Source organism: Nitrosomonas sp. TNE100, assembly GCF_055387135.1.
This window is the reverse complement of record NZ_AP040997.1, coordinates 764,687-785,530: the sequence shown is the minus strand read 5'-3', so window position 1 is coordinate 785,530 and position 20,844 is coordinate 764,687. Positions and strand designations below refer to the sequence as shown.

General features: G+C 48.5%; 21 protein-coding genes. 11 read left to right on the top strand and 10 right to left on the bottom strand.

Annotated elements, in window-relative coordinates:
* Positions 1-276: 276 nt before the first annotated feature.
* The 8 genes from ACZ5EJ_RS03850 (at position 277) to odhB (ending at position 11,210) form a co-directional block, all read left to right on the top strand.
* Positions 277-1,503 carry a pyridoxal phosphate-dependent aminotransferase gene (locus ACZ5EJ_RS03850; RefSeq protein WP_011633954.1) on the top strand — a complete coding sequence of 409 codons (1,227 nt, stop codon included), beginning with the start codon at positions 277-279 and terminating at the stop codon, positions 1,501-1,503.
* Between the two features lie 106 nt (positions 1,504-1,609).
* On the top strand, positions 1,610-2,926 hold the full coding sequence (locus tag ACZ5EJ_RS03845; RefSeq protein WP_011633953.1) for a homoserine dehydrogenase: 1,317 nt from the start codon (positions 1,610-1,612) through the stop codon (positions 2,924-2,926).
* A gap of 124 nt (positions 2,927-3,050) precedes the next feature.
* Positions 3,051-4,481: a threonine synthase gene (thrC, locus tag ACZ5EJ_RS03840; protein ID WP_011633952.1), complete on the top strand. Its 1,431-nt coding sequence runs from the start codon at positions 3,051-3,053 to the stop codon at positions 4,479-4,481.
* Positions 4,482-4,609: 128 nt separating this feature from the next.
* Positions 4,610-5,305, top strand: coding sequence for a succinate dehydrogenase iron-sulfur subunit (locus ACZ5EJ_RS03835; RefSeq protein WP_011633951.1), 696 nt, complete (start codon positions 4,610-4,612; stop codon positions 5,303-5,305).
* Positions 5,302-5,535 carry an FAD assembly factor SdhE gene (locus ACZ5EJ_RS03830; protein WP_011633950.1) on the top strand — a complete coding sequence of 78 codons (234 nt, stop codon included), beginning with the start codon at positions 5,302-5,304 and terminating at the stop codon, positions 5,533-5,535. The genes ACZ5EJ_RS03835 and ACZ5EJ_RS03830 overlap by 4 nt, the downstream gene beginning before the upstream one ends.
* A gap of 57 nt (positions 5,536-5,592) precedes the next feature.
* The gene (gene gltA / locus ACZ5EJ_RS03825) at positions 5,593-6,876 is read left to right on the top strand and encodes a citrate synthase (protein WP_011633949.1); all 1,284 of its coding nucleotides are present in this window, start codon (positions 5,593-5,595) and stop codon (positions 6,874-6,876) included.
* A gap of 161 nt (positions 6,877-7,037) precedes the next feature.
* Positions 7,038-9,896, top strand: a complete 2,859-nt coding sequence (locus ACZ5EJ_RS03820) for a 2-oxoglutarate dehydrogenase E1 component (RefSeq protein WP_011633948.1) — start codon at positions 7,038-7,040, stop codon at positions 9,894-9,896.
* Positions 9,897-9,917: 21 nt separating this feature from the next.
* Complete coding sequence (gene odhB / locus ACZ5EJ_RS03815; protein WP_011633947.1) at positions 9,918-11,210, top strand: 2-oxoglutarate dehydrogenase complex dihydrolipoyllysine-residue succinyltransferase; 1,293 nt, start codon at positions 9,918-9,920, stop codon at positions 11,208-11,210.
* 55 nt (positions 11,211-11,265) lie between these two features.
* On the opposite strand, the gene ACZ5EJ_RS03810 is transcribed toward odhB, so the two are convergent.
* The 8 genes from ACZ5EJ_RS03810 to ACZ5EJ_RS03775 form a co-directional block, all read right to left on the bottom strand.
* On the bottom strand, positions 11,266-11,520 hold the full coding sequence (locus ACZ5EJ_RS03810; RefSeq protein WP_074455525.1) for a BolA family protein: 255 nt from the start codon (positions 11,518-11,520) through the stop codon (positions 11,266-11,268).
* Between the two features lie 44 nt (positions 11,521-11,564).
* Positions 11,565-12,320, bottom strand: a complete 756-nt coding sequence (locus tag ACZ5EJ_RS03805) for an ABC transporter permease (protein WP_011633945.1) — start codon at positions 12,318-12,320, stop codon at positions 11,565-11,567.
* A complete protein-coding gene (locus tag ACZ5EJ_RS03800; protein ID WP_011633944.1) occupies positions 12,317-13,231 on the bottom strand; it encodes an ABC transporter ATP-binding protein in 915 nt (304 codons plus the stop codon). The genes ACZ5EJ_RS03805 and ACZ5EJ_RS03800 overlap by 4 nt, the downstream gene beginning before the upstream one ends.
* Positions 13,232-13,292: 61 nt before the next feature.
* Entirely contained in the window at positions 13,293-13,607 is a 315-nt protein-coding gene (locus ACZ5EJ_RS03795; protein ID WP_011633943.1) for an STAS domain-containing protein, read from the bottom strand.
* Positions 13,608-13,613: 6 nt separating this feature from the next.
* Complete coding sequence (locus ACZ5EJ_RS03790) at positions 13,614-14,231, bottom strand: MlaC/ttg2D family ABC transporter substrate-binding protein (protein ID WP_011633942.1); 618 nt, start codon at positions 14,229-14,231, stop codon at positions 13,614-13,616.
* 15 nt (positions 14,232-14,246) lie between these two features.
* Positions 14,247-14,726, bottom strand: a complete 480-nt coding sequence (mlaD, locus tag ACZ5EJ_RS03785; RefSeq protein ID WP_011633941.1) for an outer membrane lipid asymmetry maintenance protein MlaD — start codon at positions 14,724-14,726, stop codon at positions 14,247-14,249.
* Entirely contained in the window at positions 14,726-15,523 is a 798-nt protein-coding gene (gene mlaE, locus ACZ5EJ_RS03780; RefSeq protein ID WP_011633940.1) for a lipid asymmetry maintenance ABC transporter permease subunit MlaE, read from the bottom strand. Before mlaE ends, mlaD begins: the two co-directional genes overlap by 1 nt.
* 37 nt (positions 15,524-15,560) lie before the next feature.
* Positions 15,561-16,376, bottom strand: coding sequence for an ABC transporter ATP-binding protein (locus ACZ5EJ_RS03775; protein WP_011633939.1), 816 nt, complete (start codon positions 16,374-16,376; stop codon positions 15,561-15,563).
* Positions 16,377-16,501: 125 nt separating this feature from the next.
* Here ACZ5EJ_RS03775 and ACZ5EJ_RS03770 point away from each other — a divergent pair, with 125 nt between their 5' ends.
* A complete protein-coding gene (locus tag ACZ5EJ_RS03770) occupies positions 16,502-17,377 on the top strand; it encodes a thermonuclease family protein (RefSeq protein ID WP_011633938.1) in 876 nt (291 codons plus the stop codon).
* Between the two features lie 37 nt (positions 17,378-17,414).
* Here ACZ5EJ_RS03770 and ACZ5EJ_RS03765 read toward each other — a convergent pair whose 3' ends face one another.
* Together ACZ5EJ_RS03765 and ACZ5EJ_RS03760 are read right to left on the bottom strand one after the other, a co-directional pair.
* A complete protein-coding gene (locus tag ACZ5EJ_RS03765; RefSeq protein ID WP_011633937.1) occupies positions 17,415-18,098 on the bottom strand; it encodes a TIGR04211 family SH3 domain-containing protein in 684 nt (227 codons plus the stop codon).
* 102 nt (positions 18,099-18,200) lie between these two features.
* Entirely contained in the window at positions 18,201-18,395 is a 195-nt protein-coding gene (locus tag ACZ5EJ_RS03760) for a hypothetical protein (protein ID WP_011633936.1), read from the bottom strand.
* Between the two features lie 119 nt (positions 18,396-18,514).
* Here ACZ5EJ_RS03760 and cutA point away from each other — a divergent pair, with 119 nt between their 5' ends.
* Together cutA and dsbD are read left to right on the top strand one after the other, a co-directional pair.
* Positions 18,515-18,853 carry a divalent-cation tolerance protein CutA gene (gene cutA / locus ACZ5EJ_RS03755; RefSeq protein ID WP_041353448.1) on the top strand — a complete coding sequence of 113 codons (339 nt, stop codon included), beginning with the start codon at positions 18,515-18,517 and terminating at the stop codon, positions 18,851-18,853.
* A 12-nt stretch (positions 18,854-18,865) separates the two neighbouring features.
* A complete protein-coding gene (dsbD, locus tag ACZ5EJ_RS03750) occupies positions 18,866-20,809 on the top strand; it encodes a protein-disulfide reductase DsbD (protein WP_464557514.1) in 1,944 nt (647 codons plus the stop codon).
* Positions 20,810-20,844: the final 35 nt, after the last annotated feature.

The following is a 20,844-nucleotide window of genomic DNA, read 5'->3' as shown; positions in this document are numbered from 1 at the left end:
ACGAAAAATTCAGCTTTGATCCGGCTGGATAATCAGCCCAACCATTTTCATTCAGGACACTTCTAACAATTGATTTTCCAGACAAATAGCAACGTTGTGCAGGTACTCCCTGCCTCACCTATCTACTTGTTACTTGTTTGACAGATCTCGTTGCTGCGCCCATACGCCTTGCACCACATCCCGCACAGCTGAGTTTTTAGAAATGTCCTTTAATAAAAATCAGCGTAACATGGTATGCTTTTTCCGTATTTTAAATAGAATTTTCTCTATCCGTCCATGCAACCCATCAAAAAATCCAGCAAACTCAACCATGTCTGCTATGACATACGGGGACCGGTTCTTGATCGTGCCAGACAGATGGAGGAAGATGGGCATCGTATCATCAAGCTCAATATCGGCAACCCTGCTTCCTTCGGGTTTGAAGCGCCGGACGAAATCTTGCAGGATGTCATCCAAAACCTTTCTGCCGCATCCGGTTATTGCGATTCCAAAGGGCTGTTCGCCGCTCGTAAAGCGATCATGCATTACACGCAGGAAAAAAATATCGCCAACGTGCGGATGGATGACATCTACGTCGGGAATGGCGTATCAGAACTGATCATGCTGGCTACCCAGGCGCTGCTGGAAAATGATGATGAAGTGCTGGTTCCCTCGCCGGATTATCCCTTATGGACGGCTGCAGTCTCTCTGGCGGGCGGAATCGCGCGACATTATATATGCGACGAACAATCTGACTGGCTGCCGGATCCGGAAAACATAAAAGCCAAGGTCAACAGCAGAACCCGGGCAATCGTCATCATCAACCCCAACAACCCTACTGGCGCACTGTATCCGGATGATTTGTTGCGCGATATCATAGAAATTGCCCGACAAAACAACCTGATCATTTTTGCTGACGAAATCTACGACAAAATCCTTTATGACTCTGCCCGCCATACTTCAATTGCCTCGTTGGCCAATGATGTTCCATTTGTAACATTCAACGGCTTATCCAAAAATTATCGCGCCGCTGGCTTTCGTTCCGGCTGGGCAGTTGTCTCCGGCGACAAAACACGAGCGCGGGATTACATTGCCGGGCTCAATATGCTGGCATCCATGCGTTTGTGCGCCAATGTTCCAGCACAATTCGGCATCCAGACTGCACTGGGTGGCTATCAAAGTATTCACGATCTCACCATGCCCACCGGGCGGCTAAAGCGCCAGCGTGACCTGGCCTGGAAACTGCTCACCGACATTCCGGGCGTGACCTGCGTTAAACCCCAAAGCGCACTGTACCTGTTCCCGCGGTTGGACCCCGCCTATTATCCGATTACAGATGATGAACAATTTGCACTGGATCTGCTACTGGAAGAAAAGGTACTCATCGTTCAGGGAACCGGGTTCAACTGGTCTCAGCCCGATCATTTCCGGATTGTATTTCTGCCTAACAGTGACGATCTAACCGAAGCCATCGGCCGTATCGCACAGTTTTTAGGCCGCTATCGCGCTCGTCACAGCTGCTAATCCTACCTCCTGGAAAGCACGGTAACCAAGCGGGTAACTAACGTACTCCACTTTATTCCGTATATAATCTTCGGTTTATCCTTATTGATACACAAAAAATTCCGTTATGAAGCCAATTCATGTAGGACTGCTCGGCGTTGGCACCGTTGGTAGCGGTACTTATACCGTTCTGAAACGCAACCAGCAGGAAATCACACGCAGAACTGGTCGCAATATCATCATTCGCATGATCGCCGATCTGGATCAGGAAAAGGCACGTGCTCTGGTCGCGGGTGACGATGTCGTCGTCACATCCGATGCACTTGAAATTGCCAGACATCCCGACATTGACATCATCGTCGAACTGATCGGAGGGCAAGCTATCGCCAAACAAGCGATACTTGAAGCCATTACTCACGGCAAACATGTCATTACTGCCAATAAGGCACTGCTGGCAAATCATGGCAATGAAATCTTTGCTGCCGCACAACAACGCAATGTTATCGTCGCATTTGAGGCGGCCGTGGCGGGAGGCATTCCCATCATCAAGGCTCTGCGAGAAGGTCTGGCAGCCAACCGCATTGAATGGATTGCCGGCATTATTAACGGAACCAGTAACTTCATCCTGTCGGAGATGCGTGTCAAAGGGCTGGACTTCAGCACCGTTCTCGCCAGCGCACAGCAGCTGGGTTATGCCGAGGCTGACCCAACCTATGATATAGAAGGCATCGATGCTGCTCACAAAATCACCATCATGGCGGCACTTGCCTTTGGCATTCCGGTTCGGTTCGATCAAACTTACATCGAAGGAATCACCAAACTGGCCAATGACGATATTCGTTATGCTGAAGAATTAGGCTATCGCATCAAACTGCTGGGTATTACCAAACGCACGACCAATGGCATTGAGTTGCGTGTCCACCCGGCGCTGATTCCAGTCAAACGACTGATTGCCAATGTAGAAGGTGTAATGAATGCGATCATCGTAAAAGGGGATGCAGTCGGGCCGACGCTGTATTATGGTGCCGGGGCCGGTGCGGAACCTACTGCCAGCGCAGTGATCGCTGATCTGGTAGATGTCACACGTCTGCTCACCTCCAGCCCGGAACACCGGGTGCCCGTGCTGGCATTCCTGCCGGAGCTGCTGTCTGACACACCCATCATACCGATGGAGGCAGTGGAAACCGCCTATTACCTGCGGCTGCAGGTCACGGATAAACCTGGTGTGCTGGCCGATATCACCCGCATCCTGGCAGACAGTGAAATCTCCATCAGTGCAATGATCCAGAAAGAGCATGCAGATGGGGAAGACAAGGTCAACATCATTATGCTTTTGCACAAAACCAGGGAAAAGAACATCAATACAGCTATTGAAAAAATACAGAACCTTCCAGCTATGGCTGATAAAATCATTCGGATTCGACTTGAGGAGCTTGGCAGTTAAAATTGCACAGCTTTTCAAATTTTGCTGTATTCATATTCAATTCAATCCTTGATTTCTTTCGGAATTGATCAGCTTCCAACGCGAAGCACCTGGTTGTTTCTTTCCTCGTTTATCACAGACTAATATGCGTTATCTCTCGACCCGAGGCGGCATGCTGCCCAAAACATTTACTGAAATTCTGTTAGGCGGACTGGCTCCGGATGGCGGGCTGGCCATGCCTGAATCTTATCCTAAAATCAGCCCGGCAGAGCTTGAATCCTGGCGCTCGCTTGACTACCCGTCGCTTGCATTTGAAATTCTGTCGCGTTTTATGGATGACATCCCCGCCGACGATTTGCGCACCTTAATTACACGCACCTATACGGACGAAATTTTTGGCAGTGAGGAGGTCACTCCTGTCCAGACACTGGAATCCAATCTGCACCTGCTGCACCTGTCTAATGGCCCTACCCTGGCGTTCAAGGACATCGCCATGCAGTTCCTGGGCAACCTGTTCGAGTATGTGCTTGCAAAAAATAATGATGAATTGAATATCCTGGGCGCAACTTCTGGTGATACCGGCTCCAGTGCAGAATATGCCATGCGCGGCAAACGGGGCATTCGCGTATTCATGTTGTCACCTTACGGAAAAATGAGTGCTTTTCAGACCGCACAAATGTTCTCGTTACAGGATAACAACATTTTCAATATTGCTATCGAAGGTGTATTTGATGATTGCCAGGATATTGTCAAAACTGTCAGTAACGACCAGGTATTCAAGCAAAAATACCGGATCGGTGCGGTCAATTCGATCAACTGGGCGCGTATCGCCGCGCAAATTATCTATTACTTCAAGGCCTATTTTGCAGTTACCCGCTCTAACGGGGAAGCAGTATCTTTTTCAGTCCCTTCCGGCAACTTCGGCAACATTTTTGCCGGCCATGTCGCCCGTATGATGGGCCTACCCATCAAGCAACTGATTCTGGCAACTAATGAAAATGATGTGCTGAATGAGTTTTTTCGTACCGGTTTATATCGTCCCCGCACAACAACTGAAACGAAGCAAACCAGCAGCCCTTCAATGGATATCTCCAAAGCATCAAATTTTGAGCGGTTTATCTTCGATCTGACCGGTCGGGATGCGGCACGCATCAAAGAACTCTGGAAATTGGTTGATCAAGGAGGATCATTCGATCTTTCCGATACTGATCTATGGAAAAAAATCAGGGATTTTGGCATTATTTCTGGAACCAGCAACCATGCTGAACGCATCACCACTATTCGAAAGATACACCATAAATTCAATATCCTGATTGACACACACACAGCAGATGGCCTGAAAGTGGGTATGGAATTGCGCGAACCTGATGTTCCACTCATCTGCCTGGAAACAGCACTGCCAGTCAAGTTTGCGGACAGTATCCAGGAAGCAGTCGGATTCGTACCGGAACAACCGGATGGATACGATAACCTGGAGAAACTGCCCCAGCGTTTTGAACGTATGACAGCAGATGCCGAACAAGTTAAACGGTTCATTGCCCATCAGGTTGGGCCATCAAATCAGATGCACGGATAACGAAAAAACTGACCCCGATCCTGGTACATTGTAATCATCTTCTTAACGTTATCATAAAATCATCTGTATTCTTTCGGAACAAGGTATTTTTCTGATCAAATTAAAATAAACGGAAAAAGGAGTGCATTATGCTGTTCTCGATTAGTCGCTATGATCCGGACAAGGATGAAAAACCGTACATGCAGGATTATGACGTTGAGCTCGCACCGACAGATAAAATGCTGCTGGATGCGCTGATACGTATCAAGGCCATTGATGACAGTCTCAGTCTGCGCCGCTCCTGTCGGGAAGGTGTGTGCGGTTCCGATGCCATGAATATCAATGGTCGAAATAATCTTGCCTGCATCACACCGCTTGCTGACCTGCGTGAACCTGTGGAAATCCGGCCTCTACCGGGATTGCCGATTATTCGCGATCTGATTGTTGATATGAGCCAGTTTTTCAAGCAATATCATTCAATCAAGCCCTATCTGATCAATAATGACCCGCCGCCAGAAACCGAGCGTTTACAATCCCAGGGAGAACGCGCTCGCCTGGATGGTCTCTATGAATGCATTCTGTGTGCCTGTTGCACCTCTGCCTGCCCTTCATTCTGGTGGAATCCCGACAAATTTGTCGGGCCGGCCGGATTGCTACAAGCCTATCGTTTTCTGGCCGACAGCCGGGATCAGGCCACTTCTGAACGGCTGGATGATCTGGAGGACCCCTACCGTTTATTCCGTTGCCATTCCATCATGAATTGTGTCGATGCCTGCCCCAAGGGATTAAACCCGACCGCCGCGATAGAAAGTATAAAAATCATGATGCTGAATAAAACGGTATGAACCACCAGGCCCGCATGCGCTGGCGTTGTCGTCGCGGCATGCTGGAACTGGATATCGTTCTGTTGCGCTTCATGGATGCTCATTATGAACAGCTGGATGAGCAGCAACATGAACTGTTTGAAGCGCTACTAACGTACCCAGATCATGATCTGTGGAATATGATTGCCCGTAATACGGGAGTACCTGATGAAGCATTTCGGCCCATATTGAGACTTTTACAGGAAAATTAACCAAAACCCTGGTCATCTATCAGGAAAATTTGAATTGCAGGATAAATGGAGAAAATTATGCCCCCACAAGATGTTGCCACTTTGTCACCGGGTGAAAACAAGAAAACGATTGAACTGCCCATTCTGTCCGGTAATGAGGGTCCTGATGTTATTGATATTCGCTCGTTATACGCTCAAAGCAATATGTTCACCTACGATCCCGGGTTTGTATCCACCGCCAGCTGCAAATCAGCCATTACATTCATCGATGGTGATCAAGGTATCCTGCTGTATCGCGGCTACCCGATCGAACAACTGGCCACCCGCTGTGACTTCATGGAAGTCAGCTATCTGCTGCTGAATGGAGAATTGCCTACAGCAGACCAAAAAAAGCAATTCGTCAATAACATCAAAAACCATACGATGCTGCATGAGCAAATGATCAAGTTTCTCAGCGGATTTCGCCGCGATGCACATCCCATGGCGGTCATGGTCGGCGTGGTGGGTGCATTGTCTGCTTTTTATCATGACGCCATGGACGTTTCTGATGCGCCACATCGTGAACAATCCATATTTCGTCTGATTGCCAAACTACCAACCATTACGGCAATTGCCTATAAATATAATATCGGCCAGCCTTTCATCTATCCTCGTAATGATCTGGGCTTTACGGAAAACTTCCTGCACATGATGTTTGCCACGCCAGCCGAGAAATATGTTCCCAACCCGGTCATTGTCAGGGCACTGGATCGCATTCTGATTCTGCATGCGGATCACGAGCAAAATGCTTCCACATCAACAGTCCGTCTGGCGGGCTCAAGCGGTGCCAATCCATTTGCCTGCATCTCTGCCGGGATTACCTGCTTATGGGGTCCGGCGCATGGCGGCGCGAATGAAGCCTGCCTCAATATGCTGGAAGAAATCGGAGACGTTTCACGCATCAATGAATACATTACCCGCGCCAAGGACAAGAATGATCCTTTCCGGCTGATGGGCTTTGGCCATCGGGTCTACAAAAACTTTGATCCACGCGCCACACTGATGCGCGACACCTGCCACGAAGTACTGGATGAACTGGGGCTACATAATGACCGGCTGTTTAAGCTTGCTCTGGAGCTGGAAAGAATCGCCCTGGAAGATGACTTTTTTATTACCAGAAAGCTGTACCCCAACGTTGACTTCTACTCGGGAATCGTACAACGGGCGCTGGGTATTCCAACATCCATGTTTACTGCCATTTTTGCTACCGCACGTACCGTTGGCTGGGTTGCGCAGTGGAACGAGATGATCTCTGATCCGGAACAGAAAATAGGTAGACCCCGCCAATTATATGTTGGAGTCCCGCGCAGAGATGTACCATGACAATCATGGCTATATCTGATCAACAGGAAATTTACAAACCTGGCGGCTACAGCTGGCAAGAATAAAAGACAAGCAGCAGATTACCCGTACCTCGCCATTTGTCTTTTTCTCTGCCCCCAGAAAATATGTTGCGGTAATTTCACAGGCTTCAGGTGGCTATCGTGATAAAACAACTTTTAGAAGATTCAAAACTGTTCGGTACCAATGCGGCATTCATCGAAATGCTCTATGACCAGTATCTGGAAGATCAAACCAGCGTACCGGATCAATGGCGCCTGTATTTCGACTCACTGCAGCCAACAGAAAGTATTTCCATCCGGGACATTTCCCATACTCCGGTTATCGAGTCACTGATTCGATCTGCTGCACGGCATGAATCTTCCCTTTCCGACACTCCCTCAAAACAGGCGGAACAGCAAGCTATTGACTTTGAAGTACAGGAACGTAAACAAATTGCTGTTCTGCAGCTGATCAACACCTACCGCTTCCTGGGCGTGCGCAGAGCTAATCTTGACCCGCTCAATTTGCAGCAAAAACAGGATGTTCCCGAACTTGACCCGGAATTTCACGGGTTGACTGACGTAGACATGGACAAGGTATTTCATACCGGCTCTCTTGTCGGCCCGGAACATGCCACCTTGCAGGAAATTTTGCATAGATTGCAACAAACCTATTGCGGCAGCATTGGTGCAGAATACATGTACATCACGGATGTGAAACAGAAACGCTGGCTACAAAACCGACTCGAATCCGTCTGCTCCCAGCCCAATTTCACCCCAGAGTACAAACGCCATATTCTTGAGCGGCTGACCGCTGCTGAAGGCCTGGAGCAATATCTGCACACTCGTTACGTTGGCCAGAAACGCTTTTCCGGGGAAGGTAATGAAAGTCTCATCCCAATGCTGGATAAACTGCTGCAACATGCGGGAACAGCAGGTGTACAGGAAATTGTCATGGGAATGGCTCATCGCGGACGCTTGAGTGTACTGGTCAATACGCTGGGGAAAATGCCTTCCGAGCTGTTTCAGGAATTTGAAGGCAAACAGCCGCAGGAGCTGACTTCCGGCGATGTCAAATATCACCAGGGATTTTCTTCCGCAGTCATGACGCCGGGTGGTGTTATGCGCCTGGCGCTTGCGTTCAATCCGTCACACCTCGAAATCGTCAACCCGGTGGTGGAAGGCTCTGTACGCGCACGCCAACACCGAATTGGCGATAAAAATGGTGATCTGATCGTTCCGGTGCTGATCCACGGCGATGCTTCTTTCGCCGGGCAGGGTGTTGTCATGGAAACACTGAACCTGTCACAAACACGAGGGTACGGTACAGGTGGAACGGTTCACATCGTCATCAATAACCAGATTGGTTTCACCACATCAGACCCGCGTGACAGCCGCTCCACACTGTATTGCACAGATGTCGTCAAGATGATTGATGCGCCGGTCCTGCATGTCAACGGAGATGATCCTGATGCAGTCATACTGGCAACTGAAATAGCGCTTGATTTTCGCATGCAGTTCCGCAAGGACATCGCGATTGATCTGGTTTGTTTCCGAAAACTGGGTCATAACGAGCAAGATGAGCCCATGGTTACCCAGCCCTCCATGTATCGTGTTATTCATCAACACCCCGGGGTTCGTAAACTCTATGCTGACCGACTCATCCAACAGGGTGTCATCAAGGAAGCCGATGCAGAAGCTATGGTGCAATCCTATCAGGATGCCATGGACGAAGGCCGCAACCCCAACACCACGATATGCTACGACTACAAATCACCCAATACAGCCAACTGGGCGCCTTTCCTATCCCCCGCGAAATGGAATCAACCGGTAAAAACCGGTGTATCTATTGAAGATCTGAAACATCTGTCTGAGCGCCTGACCACTATTCCAGCCACGTTCCAATTACACCCCAGGGTTGAGAAAGTCATTGAAGATCGGCGAAAAATGGGTGAAGGCAGCTTGCCGCTTGATTGGGGGATGGCCGAAAGCCTGGCCTATGCCGCCTTGCTGAAAGAAGGTTATCCGGTGCGTATTTCCGGACAGGATAGTGGACGCGGTACATTTTTTCACCGCCATGCTGTCCTGCATGACCAGAATCGTGAACAGGATCAATGGGAAGATGGCATATATATTCCTCTGCGCTATATCACTCCTAAACAATCTGATTTCGTTGTGATTGATTCAATCCTCTCAGAAGAAGCAGTGCTGGGTTTTGAATATGGTTATGCCACGGCGCGACCGGATGAACTCGTCATCTGGGAAGCGCAGTTTGGAGATTTTGCCAACGGCGCTCAGGTTGTGATCGATCAGTTTATCGCTTCAGGTGAAGCCAAGTGGGGACGCCTGTGCGGCCTGGTTTTATTTTTGCCGCATGGTTATGAAGGACAGGGACCAGAACATTCCTCCGCGCGCCTGGAACGATTCCTGCAGCTGTGTGCTGAATACAATATCCAGGTATGTATCCCTTCCACGCCGGCACAGATCTTTCATTTACTCCGGCGACAGATGATCCGGCCGATACGCAAACCGCTGATCGTCATTACCCCAAAAAGTATGCTGCGTCACAAGGAAGCAGTCTCATCTCTGGAAGAACTGGCAAACGACCAATTTCAGCCTATTATTTCTGAAACAGGAACATTTGCAACAGAGAAAATAAAGCGTCTGATCGTCTGCAGCGGAAAAATATACTATGAGCTGATCGCCTATCGACGTGAACATGCCATCACCAATATGGCCATCATTCGACTGGAGCAGCTTTACCCATTTCCGCACGAAGATTTTCAGGCGGAAATCAATCACTACGCACGCACGCAAGAAATCCTCTGGTGCCAGGAAGAACCAGGTAACCAGGGTGCCTGGCATCGTATTCAGCACTACCTGCTGCGCCACATGCGACCAGATCAAAAACTAGGATATGCACTCCGGCCTTCATCTGCTTCCCCCTCGGTCGGGTATTTCGCAATGGATAGATTCAGGCAAAGAGAATTAATTGAAGCGGCATTTCGCGACACAATCTGACAAGGTTATGGAGAAATCATCATGCTGATCGAAGTCAAAGTCCCCGTATTTTCAGAATCAGTGACAGAAGGTACGCTGATCAATTGGCTTAAAAAACAGGGAGAACATATTGAACGCGGTGAAAATCTGATTGATATTGAAACAGATAAGGTGGTTCTGGAGCTCCCTGCCCCGCAATCCGGTGTTCTGGTTGAAATCGTCAAAAATGATGGGGCTATCGTCACCAGCGGGGAAATCATCGCTCGTATCGACACTGCAGCAAAAGGCTTGAAAACAGATCCACAGCAACCTGCACAAACCGCTCAGGCTGAATCTGTTGACGATCCCAAACAGCCAGCAGCTGATAAGACCGACGACGTATCACCACAACCAGGCCGCCCGCTTATGCCGGCTGCAAAAAGAGTCGCAGACGAGAATGGTCTGACTGCCAAGGAAATAACAGCCATACATGGCACCGGCCGTGGTGAACGAATTACCAAGGAAGATGTATTAAACCACATCAAGAATCGAGAAAGCTCTGCCACTAGCCAACAACCAGATTCCTCATCGAATCAGCCTGTCAGAAAAATTCAGCCTGACACAGCCTCATCAGCCTCTCAAACAGAACAATCCGCAAGACAAGAAAAACGTGTGCCCATGACCCGTCTACGCATGCGTATTGCAGAACGGCTGGTACAGTCCCAATCCACCGCAGCTATTCTGACGACATTCAATGAAGTCAACATGCAGGCCATTCTGGATTTACGTGCCCGTTACAGGGTCAGTTTTGAGAAAGAACACGGCATCAAACTCGGGTTTACCTCATTCTTCATTAAGGCAGCTATCGCAGCACTTAAAAAATTCCCCATCATCAACGCATCGGTGGATGGAAACGACATCATCTATCACGAATATTACGACATCGGCATAGCCGTAGCCAGCCCGCGCGGCCTGGTTGTGCCCATTATTCGCGATGCAGACAAACTTACCTTTGCTGAAATTGAAAGACAGATTGCTGATCTGGCTAAACGAGCGCAGGATGGAAAACTGACCATAGAAGAGCTAACGGGAGGCACCTTTTCTATTACCAACGGCGGTGTCTTCGGATCAATGCTCTCCACGCCGATCATCAATCCGCCACAAAGTGCTATTCTTGGTATCCATGCCACTAAAGAGCGCCCGGTAGTTGAAAATGGTCAGATCGTCATTCGGCCCATGAACTACCTCGCGCTTTCCTATGATCACCGCATTATCGATGGGCGTGAAGCCGTGCTATCACTGGTAGCCATGAAGGAAGCACTGGAATACCCGGCCAGCCCGCTGTTCGATGATTGAGGAAACAATGTTATTCGTCTTGGGCGGACTGACGTAATCAGGAACAGCCATACAATCAATCAGCTGATTTTTTTGCTGTTTCCCACTGTTCGGGCGTGTAGGTTTTCATGGATAACGCATGGATTTCTTCGCGCATCCGGTCACCAAGCGCCTGATAAACCAGTTGATGCTGTTTGACTATATTCTTCCCCTGAAACTGCTCGCTGACGATCACAGCGCTAAAATGATGGCCGTCATCCCCTATTACCTTGATCCAGGTACAAGGCAACGCAGTTTTAATTGAATGTTCGATTGACTCTGCTGTAACCACAACTACTCCTTATCCATAAAAATATAAAAGCTATTCCATTTCGCTTACGAGCGTATTTTGTAGCCGCTTTTCAGCATCCATAATGCCCACCCTGAAATCACGATGAGACAGCACAGCACAACGCTCATGCTGATATAAGGCGAAATATCAGAGATACCAAAAAAACCATAGCGGAAACCATCGATCATGTAAAAGAACGGATTCAGATGCGACAGAAGCTGCCATACAGGTGGCAGAGAATGAATGGAATAAAACACACCGGAAAGAAAAGTCAGCGGTAGAATAATGAAATTCTGAAAAGCAGCCAGTTGATCAAACTTATCCGACATAATCCCGGCAATGACGCCTAGCACTCCCAGCAGAGCGCTACCAAGCAACGCAAATAATATAACCCAGAGTGGCGACTGCAGGGGCAACGGATAAAATAGAAGGGCAGCAGCATACACACCCATGCCAACCATGAGTCCACGCAATGTTGAGGCACTGATATAGGCCAGAAAGATTTCCAGGTAAGACAGGGGTGACAGCAGGACGAATACTAGATTCCCCGTTATTTTCGACTGGATCAGGCTGGAAGATGAATTAGCAAAGGAGTTTTGCAAAACCGTCATCATTACCAACCCGGGAATCAGAAATACAGCATAAGTAACACCATCATAAACTTGCACCCGATTAGCAAGTACATGAGAAAAAATCAGTAGATAAAGCAAGCTGGACAAGATTGGCGCCAGTATCGTCTGCAAACTGACTTTCCAGAAACGCAATAATTCCTTGTAAAACAAGGTATAAAAACCGGTCATGCGCTACCTGCCGAATCAGCTTCCATAAGCTTCATGAATACCGACTCAAGGTCAGGCTGAAGCAGTTTAATATCAAACACCTGTATTCCAGATTCTCGTAATATTGACAACGCCGTTTCAATCTCTGAACTGTCCTTTATTTTCAGACTGTGCAGACAGCCATCCTGTTTACCTGGCCATGCCTGTAAACCGGATGGCAATTTCTCCGAAGACAAACGAAACTCCAGTGTGTAACCCCGCGTGCTGTGCACAAGGTTATGCATACTATCAAGTGCGATAATTTTTCCCTGCTTGAGCACCGCCACACGATTACACAAGGCTTCGGCCTCTTCCAGATAATGCGTGGTCAGAACAATCGTATGCCCCTGAAGATTAAGTTGCCGGATGAATTGCCACAAACTTTGACGTAAATCCACATCTACGCCTGCTGTCGGTTCATCAAGAATAATCACCGGAGGTTTATGTACTAATGCCTGTGCGATCAATAAACGCCGCTTCATACCACCTGACAAGGCGCGTACATTCGCATGTGCTTTTTCTGTGAGATCAAGATGATGCAAAATTTCATCAATCCAGACATCATTTCGTTTAAGACCGAAATAACCTGACTGGATCACCAGTGTTTCACGTACGGTGAAAAAGGGATCGTATACCAGTTCCTGTGGAACCACACCCAGCCTTTTTCGCGCTTCACGATAACCGGACAAGACATCGTACCCCATAACGCTGGCAGTCCCATGACTTGCACGGGTTAAACCAGCCAGGATACTGATCAGCGTGGTTTTACCTGCACCATTAGGGCCCAACAACGCGAAGAATTCACCTGGCTGAATAACCAGATCGACATTATCCAGCGCAACCAGCGCACCATAGCACTTGCCTAGCCGCTGTATCTCGATAGCTGGGGTCATCTCATCACGGGAAACAATCAGAATTTATTAAACAAAACAAGGAACGGTAACACCTGCCCGATCAATCGGATTTACCTGTACAGCCGGATGGAATTAAAGTATCTACGTCATATAACTCAATAAGACCAACCAGATTTCCCGGCAGGTTGATAAATTCAATTTTCCGGCCGTGTATCTGAGTAGCACGTACCCATTCAAGTAGCATACTAACAGCCGAAGAATCCACCTGGGTAACCTCTGCCAGGTCTATCACCCGATTGTCCAGCTTGATTGCCGCCACACCTGCTCGAGTGACTTCAACCGCATTATCGTAAACTATCGGACCATGAATAAAAAGACGATCTTTCTCCACGCGAATACCGGTTTCCGTATCCATGCCTGTTTACTTGCTCTGCATGGATGTATTTTTCTCCACAAGTGCTGTGATCAGACCATCCACACCACCGTTTCTGATCTGACTGTTAAAGGTGCCCCGATAATTGGTCACCAGACTGACACCGGCAACAGTTACATCGTAAACCTTCCAGCCATTGCTACTTTTTTCCATGGAATAGTCGATCGGCACCGGCTGTTTACCACTCCCCTGGATCACCTGAGTCTTGACTGTTGCCCTGGTATCCTGCGGGTTGACATTGGTTGGGCTGACCTTGATGATCTCATCACGATAGCTGGTCAGCGAGTTGGAATAGGTTCGCACCAGTAACGTGCGGAATTCCCTAACCAGTGATTTCTTTTGTTCCGGACCGGCAAGTGACCAATTTTTACCCATCGCCAGCTGGGTCATGCGTGTGAAGTTAAAATGCGGCAATATTTTTTCCCGGATAAGATTTAATACCTTATCCTGGTTGCCTGCCCTGATACCATCATCCTGATTGAGTATGGTGATCACTTCATCAACTGTATTTCTAATCAGTGCATCAGGTGAAGAGTCCTGTGCTGCTGCAGGGAGCGCAATAACCAGTAACGCCAGAAAAATAATCTTATTAAATAATAATTTCATGTTTTATCGCCTGTTTCAAATTTCCGGATCCAAATTTTTTTTCTCTGAAGCCTTATCGAACAAGAAGCGCCCGATCATCTCCTCCAACACAATCGCCGAGTTGGTTTTCATAATCTTTTCACCATCTGCGAGCATCTCCTCATCCCCACCTGGTAATAATCCGATATACTGTTCCCCCAACAACCCTGAGGTCAAAATGCTAGCAAATGTATCCTTAGGAAACCGATAGCGCGTATCCACCTTCATGGTTACCACCGCATCATAGGTCTGCACATCAAACTGAATATCTGTGACACGGCCCACCACTACACCCGCACTTTTTACGGGCGCACGTACCTTTAAACCACCGATATTCTCGAAATTACCCACCAGTACATAGCTTTTATCTGTCTGAAAATCCGTAAGGTTACCTACTTTTAACCCCAGAATCAGCAATGCACCAATCCCCGCCATGACGAACAGGCCCACCCAAAAATCCATCATGGTACGTTGCATCAGCTTACCCCTCTGAACATAAATGCAGTTAAAACAAAATCCAGACCCAAAATTGCCAGCGCGGAAGTAACCACTGTACGGGTCGTTGCGCCCGACACCCCCTCTGCCGTTGGCGGTGCATCAAATCCTTCAAACACGGCAATGGCCGTCACCACCACACCAAAGAAACAGCTTTTGATGACACCATTTACAATGTCATAACGGAAATCAACCGAGCTTTGCATCTGTGACCAAAAAGAGCCCTCGTCCACACCGATAAAAATCACCGTCACCAGATAGCCACCAAACACACCCATCACAGAAAACATGGCAGCCAGCAACGGCATCGAAAAAACTCCACCCCAGAATCGCGGCGCAACGATGCGCGCGATCGGGTCCACTGCCATCATACCCATGGCGGCCAGTTGCTCGGTTGCTTTCATCAGTCCGATTTCGGCAGTCATGGCTGAACCTGCCCGGCTGGCAAACAGCAATGCAGCAATCACTGGCCCCAGTTCGCGCACCAGAGATAACGCCACCAATGTTCCCACCGCTGATTCGGAACCAAATTTCTGCAGCGTTTCATAACCCTGCAATCCCAGCACCATGCCGACAAATAGCCCGGATACCAGAATAATAATCAGCGACATCACTCCGGCATAATAGATCTCGCGCGTAATCAAACGAAAACGCAGAAAACCGGGAACAGATTTCAGCAATACCAACAGCATAAAATGAGTTGCACATCCAAGTCGCCAGATGCTATCAACCATCCTATGCCCAATGGATTCGATAACGATCCTGATCCGTCTAGCCAAACTGATCACTCCCTGTATTCATGCTGATAATATCCAGTCAGGCATTGCTTCCAACGCCTATTCCCAAATCCTGAGAATAAGCCTGTGCCTGGTAATGAAAGGGCACCGGGCCATCTATTTCACCATGAACGAACTGGTGTACGAACGGCACTTTTGATGCACGTACCTCATCAGGCGTTCCGTGCGCAGCAATCACCCCGTCGGCCAGAAAATAAACGTAATCAACAATCCGCAGCGACTCCTGAATGTCATGTGTCACCATAATGGAAGTCATGCCGAGTGTATCGGTCAAGCGGCGAATCAAACTGCCAATCACGCTCAATGATATTGGATCCAGACCAGTAAACGGTTCGTCGAACATCATCAGCATAGGATCCAGCGCAATCGAACGCGCCAGTGCCACGCGCCGCGCCATTCCGCCAGAAAGCTGTGCCGGCATCAGATGCTGGGCACCACGCAAACCGACCGCGTGCAATTTCATCAGCACCAGATCCCGGATCATTGATTCAGGCAAATTCGTGTGTTCACGCATCTGAAAAGCAACATTATCGAACACTGACAAATCGGTAAATAATGCACCAAACTGGAATAGCATACCCATTTTACGTCGTAACTTGAATAACTCATTCCGGCCTAGCTCATGTACAACCTGCCCCGCTACGCTGACAGATCCAACCAAAGGCCTGATTTCACCTCCAATCAACCGCAATAGCGTCGTTTTTCCTGACCCGCTCCCTCCCATGATGGCAATCACCTGTCCGCGCGATATGCTCATATCGACACCTTTCAGAATTGGCCGGGTACCGTAGGCAAAATTAACGTTCCTGAATTCAATCAACGGACTGGTAGCCATCAGTTTTTGTCTTTTAACTTCCAAAATTTCAGTGACATGCGTAACATCTCCAAGGTTGCATCCTAATTCCAATACTGGCCGCATAGACATTCCAACCCGAACATTCCCCTAACATAATCCAATTCATGCATTTTACCAGAGCCCCCCGGATACCACTCAACCCGTCACTCTCTTTCCTGAAATTTTGTCTCTTTACAATCTTTCTGATTTTTCTGCATGCCCAACCGGGGCTGGCTGACACCATCTATCGCTCTATCAATCCCCATGGTCGAATCCTCTATTCTGATATCCCCACCCCAACTGCAAAACCTCTGCAACTTGCTGCTCAGCCAGTACGGAGCAAATATCGGGTCACTAGAGTTATCGACGGCGATACCGTCGTGCTTGAGAATAACAAACGGGTAAGATTGCTGGGTGTGAATGCACCCGAGATCGAAAACCGGTTTCATCCGGCAGAGCCAGGCGGGATTGAAGCAAAAAAATGGCTGCAAGGAAAACTACAAGGACGCAGTGTTTATCTGGAACATGATCGGCAAACGCAAGATCACTATAAAAGAATGCTTGCTCATCTATATCTTGCAGATGGAGAACATATCAACCTGTCTCTGGTGGAAAAAGGGCTAGCTGTTGTCACACTGATATCTCCAAACCTGCTGCATGCCAATACCCTGATCAAGGCACAACAACGGGCAGAAACAAAGAAACTGGGGATCTGGTCAATGAAGCAATACCAGCCACGTCAGCTGGTCAAACTAACCGAAAAACCATTTGGTTGGCAGCGCTACCGGGTAAAGGTCACGGCACTCAAACGCAATCGCCGATTCAGCCGCCTTATCATCGGCAAAAATATCGACATCTCTATTGCCAACCAGGATCTGGCCTTATTCCCACGTCTGGAAACTTATCTGAACAAGCCGTTGGAGGTACGTGGCTGGGTATCACGCAAGAAAAACCATTTTTCAATACGTATTCAGCACCCGAGTGCATTGATCCTGCATTAAGATCACTTCTGAAGATTGGCTTTCAGACGAGGTACCCTTAAGAAAAATCACTGTAGCGTGACCGTTTGCGCCATTGAATACGTGGAATAACTAGCCCCAAAAATAAACCGGCAAACAGCACCAATCCTCCAGCGTAAAACCACTCACGTTCGACCTGCTTGCCCAGCGTCTGATTTTCTTGCTCAAGTTTGCCAAGTTTTGCCGTTAAAACATCTGTTTGCTGCCGTAGTTCCTGATTCTGATTATCAAGCTGTACAGCATTGGCGGCCAACTGCTTTATTTTGGATAGCTCCGCCTCCAGTTGATTGTTATTCTTCTCAAGCATCGTTGCCCGTTGCATCAGTGTTTCATACTCATGCCTGATAAGATCAGCCTGCGCACGCGGATTATCCGGGCGATTGTCATCGCCTGAAAACTGGTTGCTTAATGCTTCGAGTAACACTCTCGCTGCCGGCTCGGCCATCAGGTGCCGTGTCAACACCCATCCTTCAGCACCACCAGCTGTCCTGACCCTGGCATACCCGCTCTTCCGGTCGCGCTCCAGCACTTCTAGCTCAGCACCACTTTTCAACACCTTCACAATTGCATGTTTATGACTGGGGCCCGTTCGTACTAACACTTCCACCTGATCGCTGGCATAGCCTTTTTCAGCCCGAGCCGGCAGTGGCAATATACATACACAAACGATAGAAATAATCAGAAGATGGGTAAGTCTACTCATTTCACTTATAGTGGCTGGTTCCGGAAACAAAATAGTACGGCCACTGTTAACACATACCAAAACATCCGGTTTTTACGCGGACCTGATCTGGAAACGCTAACGCTACTTGTTGTCATCAAATCCTGATATAAAATATTTAATCAGCAGAACCAGAAAAAAGGGAATGGAACTCAGTGTCGTCATTAGATAATGTTCATAGGTAAACTGATCACCTTCATCCATAATGATGTAGGTAAAGAAAACACCAATCGGAAAAATGATCATAAGGGATTGGAGTAACAAAAACAGATTCTTCATTGTACTGTCTCACACTATCTTGCTCATTGCCACGAGAAACCGCATTTAAACTACAATAGAATATCATAGAAACTTAGATCATTATTATGCCGGGGCAACAATACCTAAAACCACATGAAATGACCGAATCATCTCGAATTTTACTCATTCTGACCAACCTTCCGGATGAAACAAGCGCCAGGAAGCTGGCAAAAGTACTGGTTGACCAACAGCTGGCAGCATGTGTCAATATCCTGCAGGGATGCACTTCAATTTATCGCTGGCAGGGTCAAATTGAAACGGCCAGTGAAATACCGGTTCTGATCAAAACTACCCGGCAACGATACCAAGCTGTGGAACAAACGATCAAATCACAGCACCCCTACGAACTCCCTGAAGTTATTGCTGTCCCTCTCGATAACGGGTTGCCTGCTTACTTGCAGTGGGTCGCTAATGAAACAACCGAAACAGATGTTTAACCAGGATAACCAATGCGCTGGATAAAATTCATTTTGATTTTACTGTCACTATGCTTGATCAGTACGCACACCATGGCCGAAGAAAGCCGGTCCGGGGGGTTGATGAGTATTCTGCAACGATTGGGGATGAGTATCGATCAGACCGAGCAGGAATTGTTGCCACCGGATGAGGCCTTCAAGCTGTCCCTCGAAGTACGGGATGATCACACACTGATTGCCCGCCTGGCACCGGCCAGGGATTACTATCTTTATCGTGACAAGATTGCTTTTGAATCAAAGAGTGAAGGGATTCACATTGAGCAAGTCACCCTGCCATCAGGGAAAATGAAGAATGACCAGCTCTTTGGCAACACTGAAGTGTACTACCAGCCATTGGAAGCTGTTATCACACTGCGCCGCGAATCATCTGCTCCGGAGCAGCTATCCCTCTCTGCTACCTACCAGGGTTGTAACGAACCAATCGGTGTGTGCTATGCGCCGATCAACAAAGAAAATGAACTACTGCTGCCCGCCCTGAAGGCCGTGGTGGACACAGCCGCCGGTGCCATCAGCAGCAATGTACAAGCAGCCAGCGCAGATTCCACTGCCGAATTGTTTCAACCACCTGCCAAACCTGCTCCATTATTTGAAACAGAGTCCTACAAAATAGAACGCCTGTTCGCCAGCGGCAATTTCTGGCTGATTCTGAGTGGCTTTTTTGGCATTGGCGTGCTGCTCGCTTTCACGCCCTGCGTATTCCCCATGTTGCCAATTCTGTCCGGAATCATCGCCAGCAAAGGACAGCAAATGTCGAAAACACGCGGCTTCATACTGGCACTGGCCTATGTACTGGGGATGTCGATCACTTATGCCGCAGCTGGTGCTGCCGCAGGCTTATCCGGGGCCATGCTATCCACCGCACTGCAAAATGCCTGGGTACTGGGAACATTCGCACTCATCTTTACTGCACTGGCATTCTCCATGTTTGGTTTCTACGAACTGCAAATGCCTGCTTTCATACAAAACAAGCTGATGGAAGAAACCAGTCATTTCAAGGGCGGCCAACTGGCTGGCGTGTTTGGGATGGGCGCACTGTCCGCACTGATCGTCAGCCCCTGTGTTGCCGCCCCACTGGCTGGCGCATTGATCTATATCAGCCAGACTCGTGATGTAGTGCTGGGCGGATCCGCCCTGTTTGTCATGGCATTGGGAATGGGCGTTCCACTGCTGTTGCTCGGTGTTTCTGCTGGCGCGCTATTGCCTAAAGCTGGGGCGTGGATGAGATCCATTCAGCAATTTTTTGGTGTCCTGCTGCTGGCCGTGGCCATCTGGCTGATCTCTCCCGTAATTACAGAAGTCGTCCACATGCTGCTCTGGGCAGCGTTACTGATCATTTCAGCCATCTACCTGCATGCGCTTGATCCACTACCCAATCAGGCCTCTGGCTTCAGTAAATTTCTCAAGGGGATCGGCGTTATTGCATTACTGACCGGTGTGGCATTACTCATCGGCGTACTTTCCGGCAGTCGGGATGTCCTGCAACCCTTGTCGAAATTTAACCTGACTGCATCCCTCCCTTCCGCACAGCTTGCTGAATCCCCGGCTGGCATGAATGCCCCCCTGCCATTCAAGCAAATAAAAACAGTTGCAGAGCTGGATGAACTCATCCGCCAATCGCAGGGACGTTACGTCATGATCGACTTTTACGCCGACTGGTGTATTTCCTGCAAGGAAATGGAACGCTTCACCTTTACCGATCCACAGGTCCAGGCGCGTTTGAAGAATGTCGAACTGGTTCAGATCAACGTAACCGAAGGAACAGCAGATGACGCCGAACTGCTCAAGCGTTTCAAACTCTTCGGTCCACCTGGAATTCTGTTTTTTGATAAGCAGGGAGTTGAGATTCCTGACATCAAGATTATTGGCTACCTCGACAAAAAAGACTTTGTTACCGTGCTGGATGCAATACTGCTCTGACAACCAGACAGCGACCAGCCACACTTACACCATTT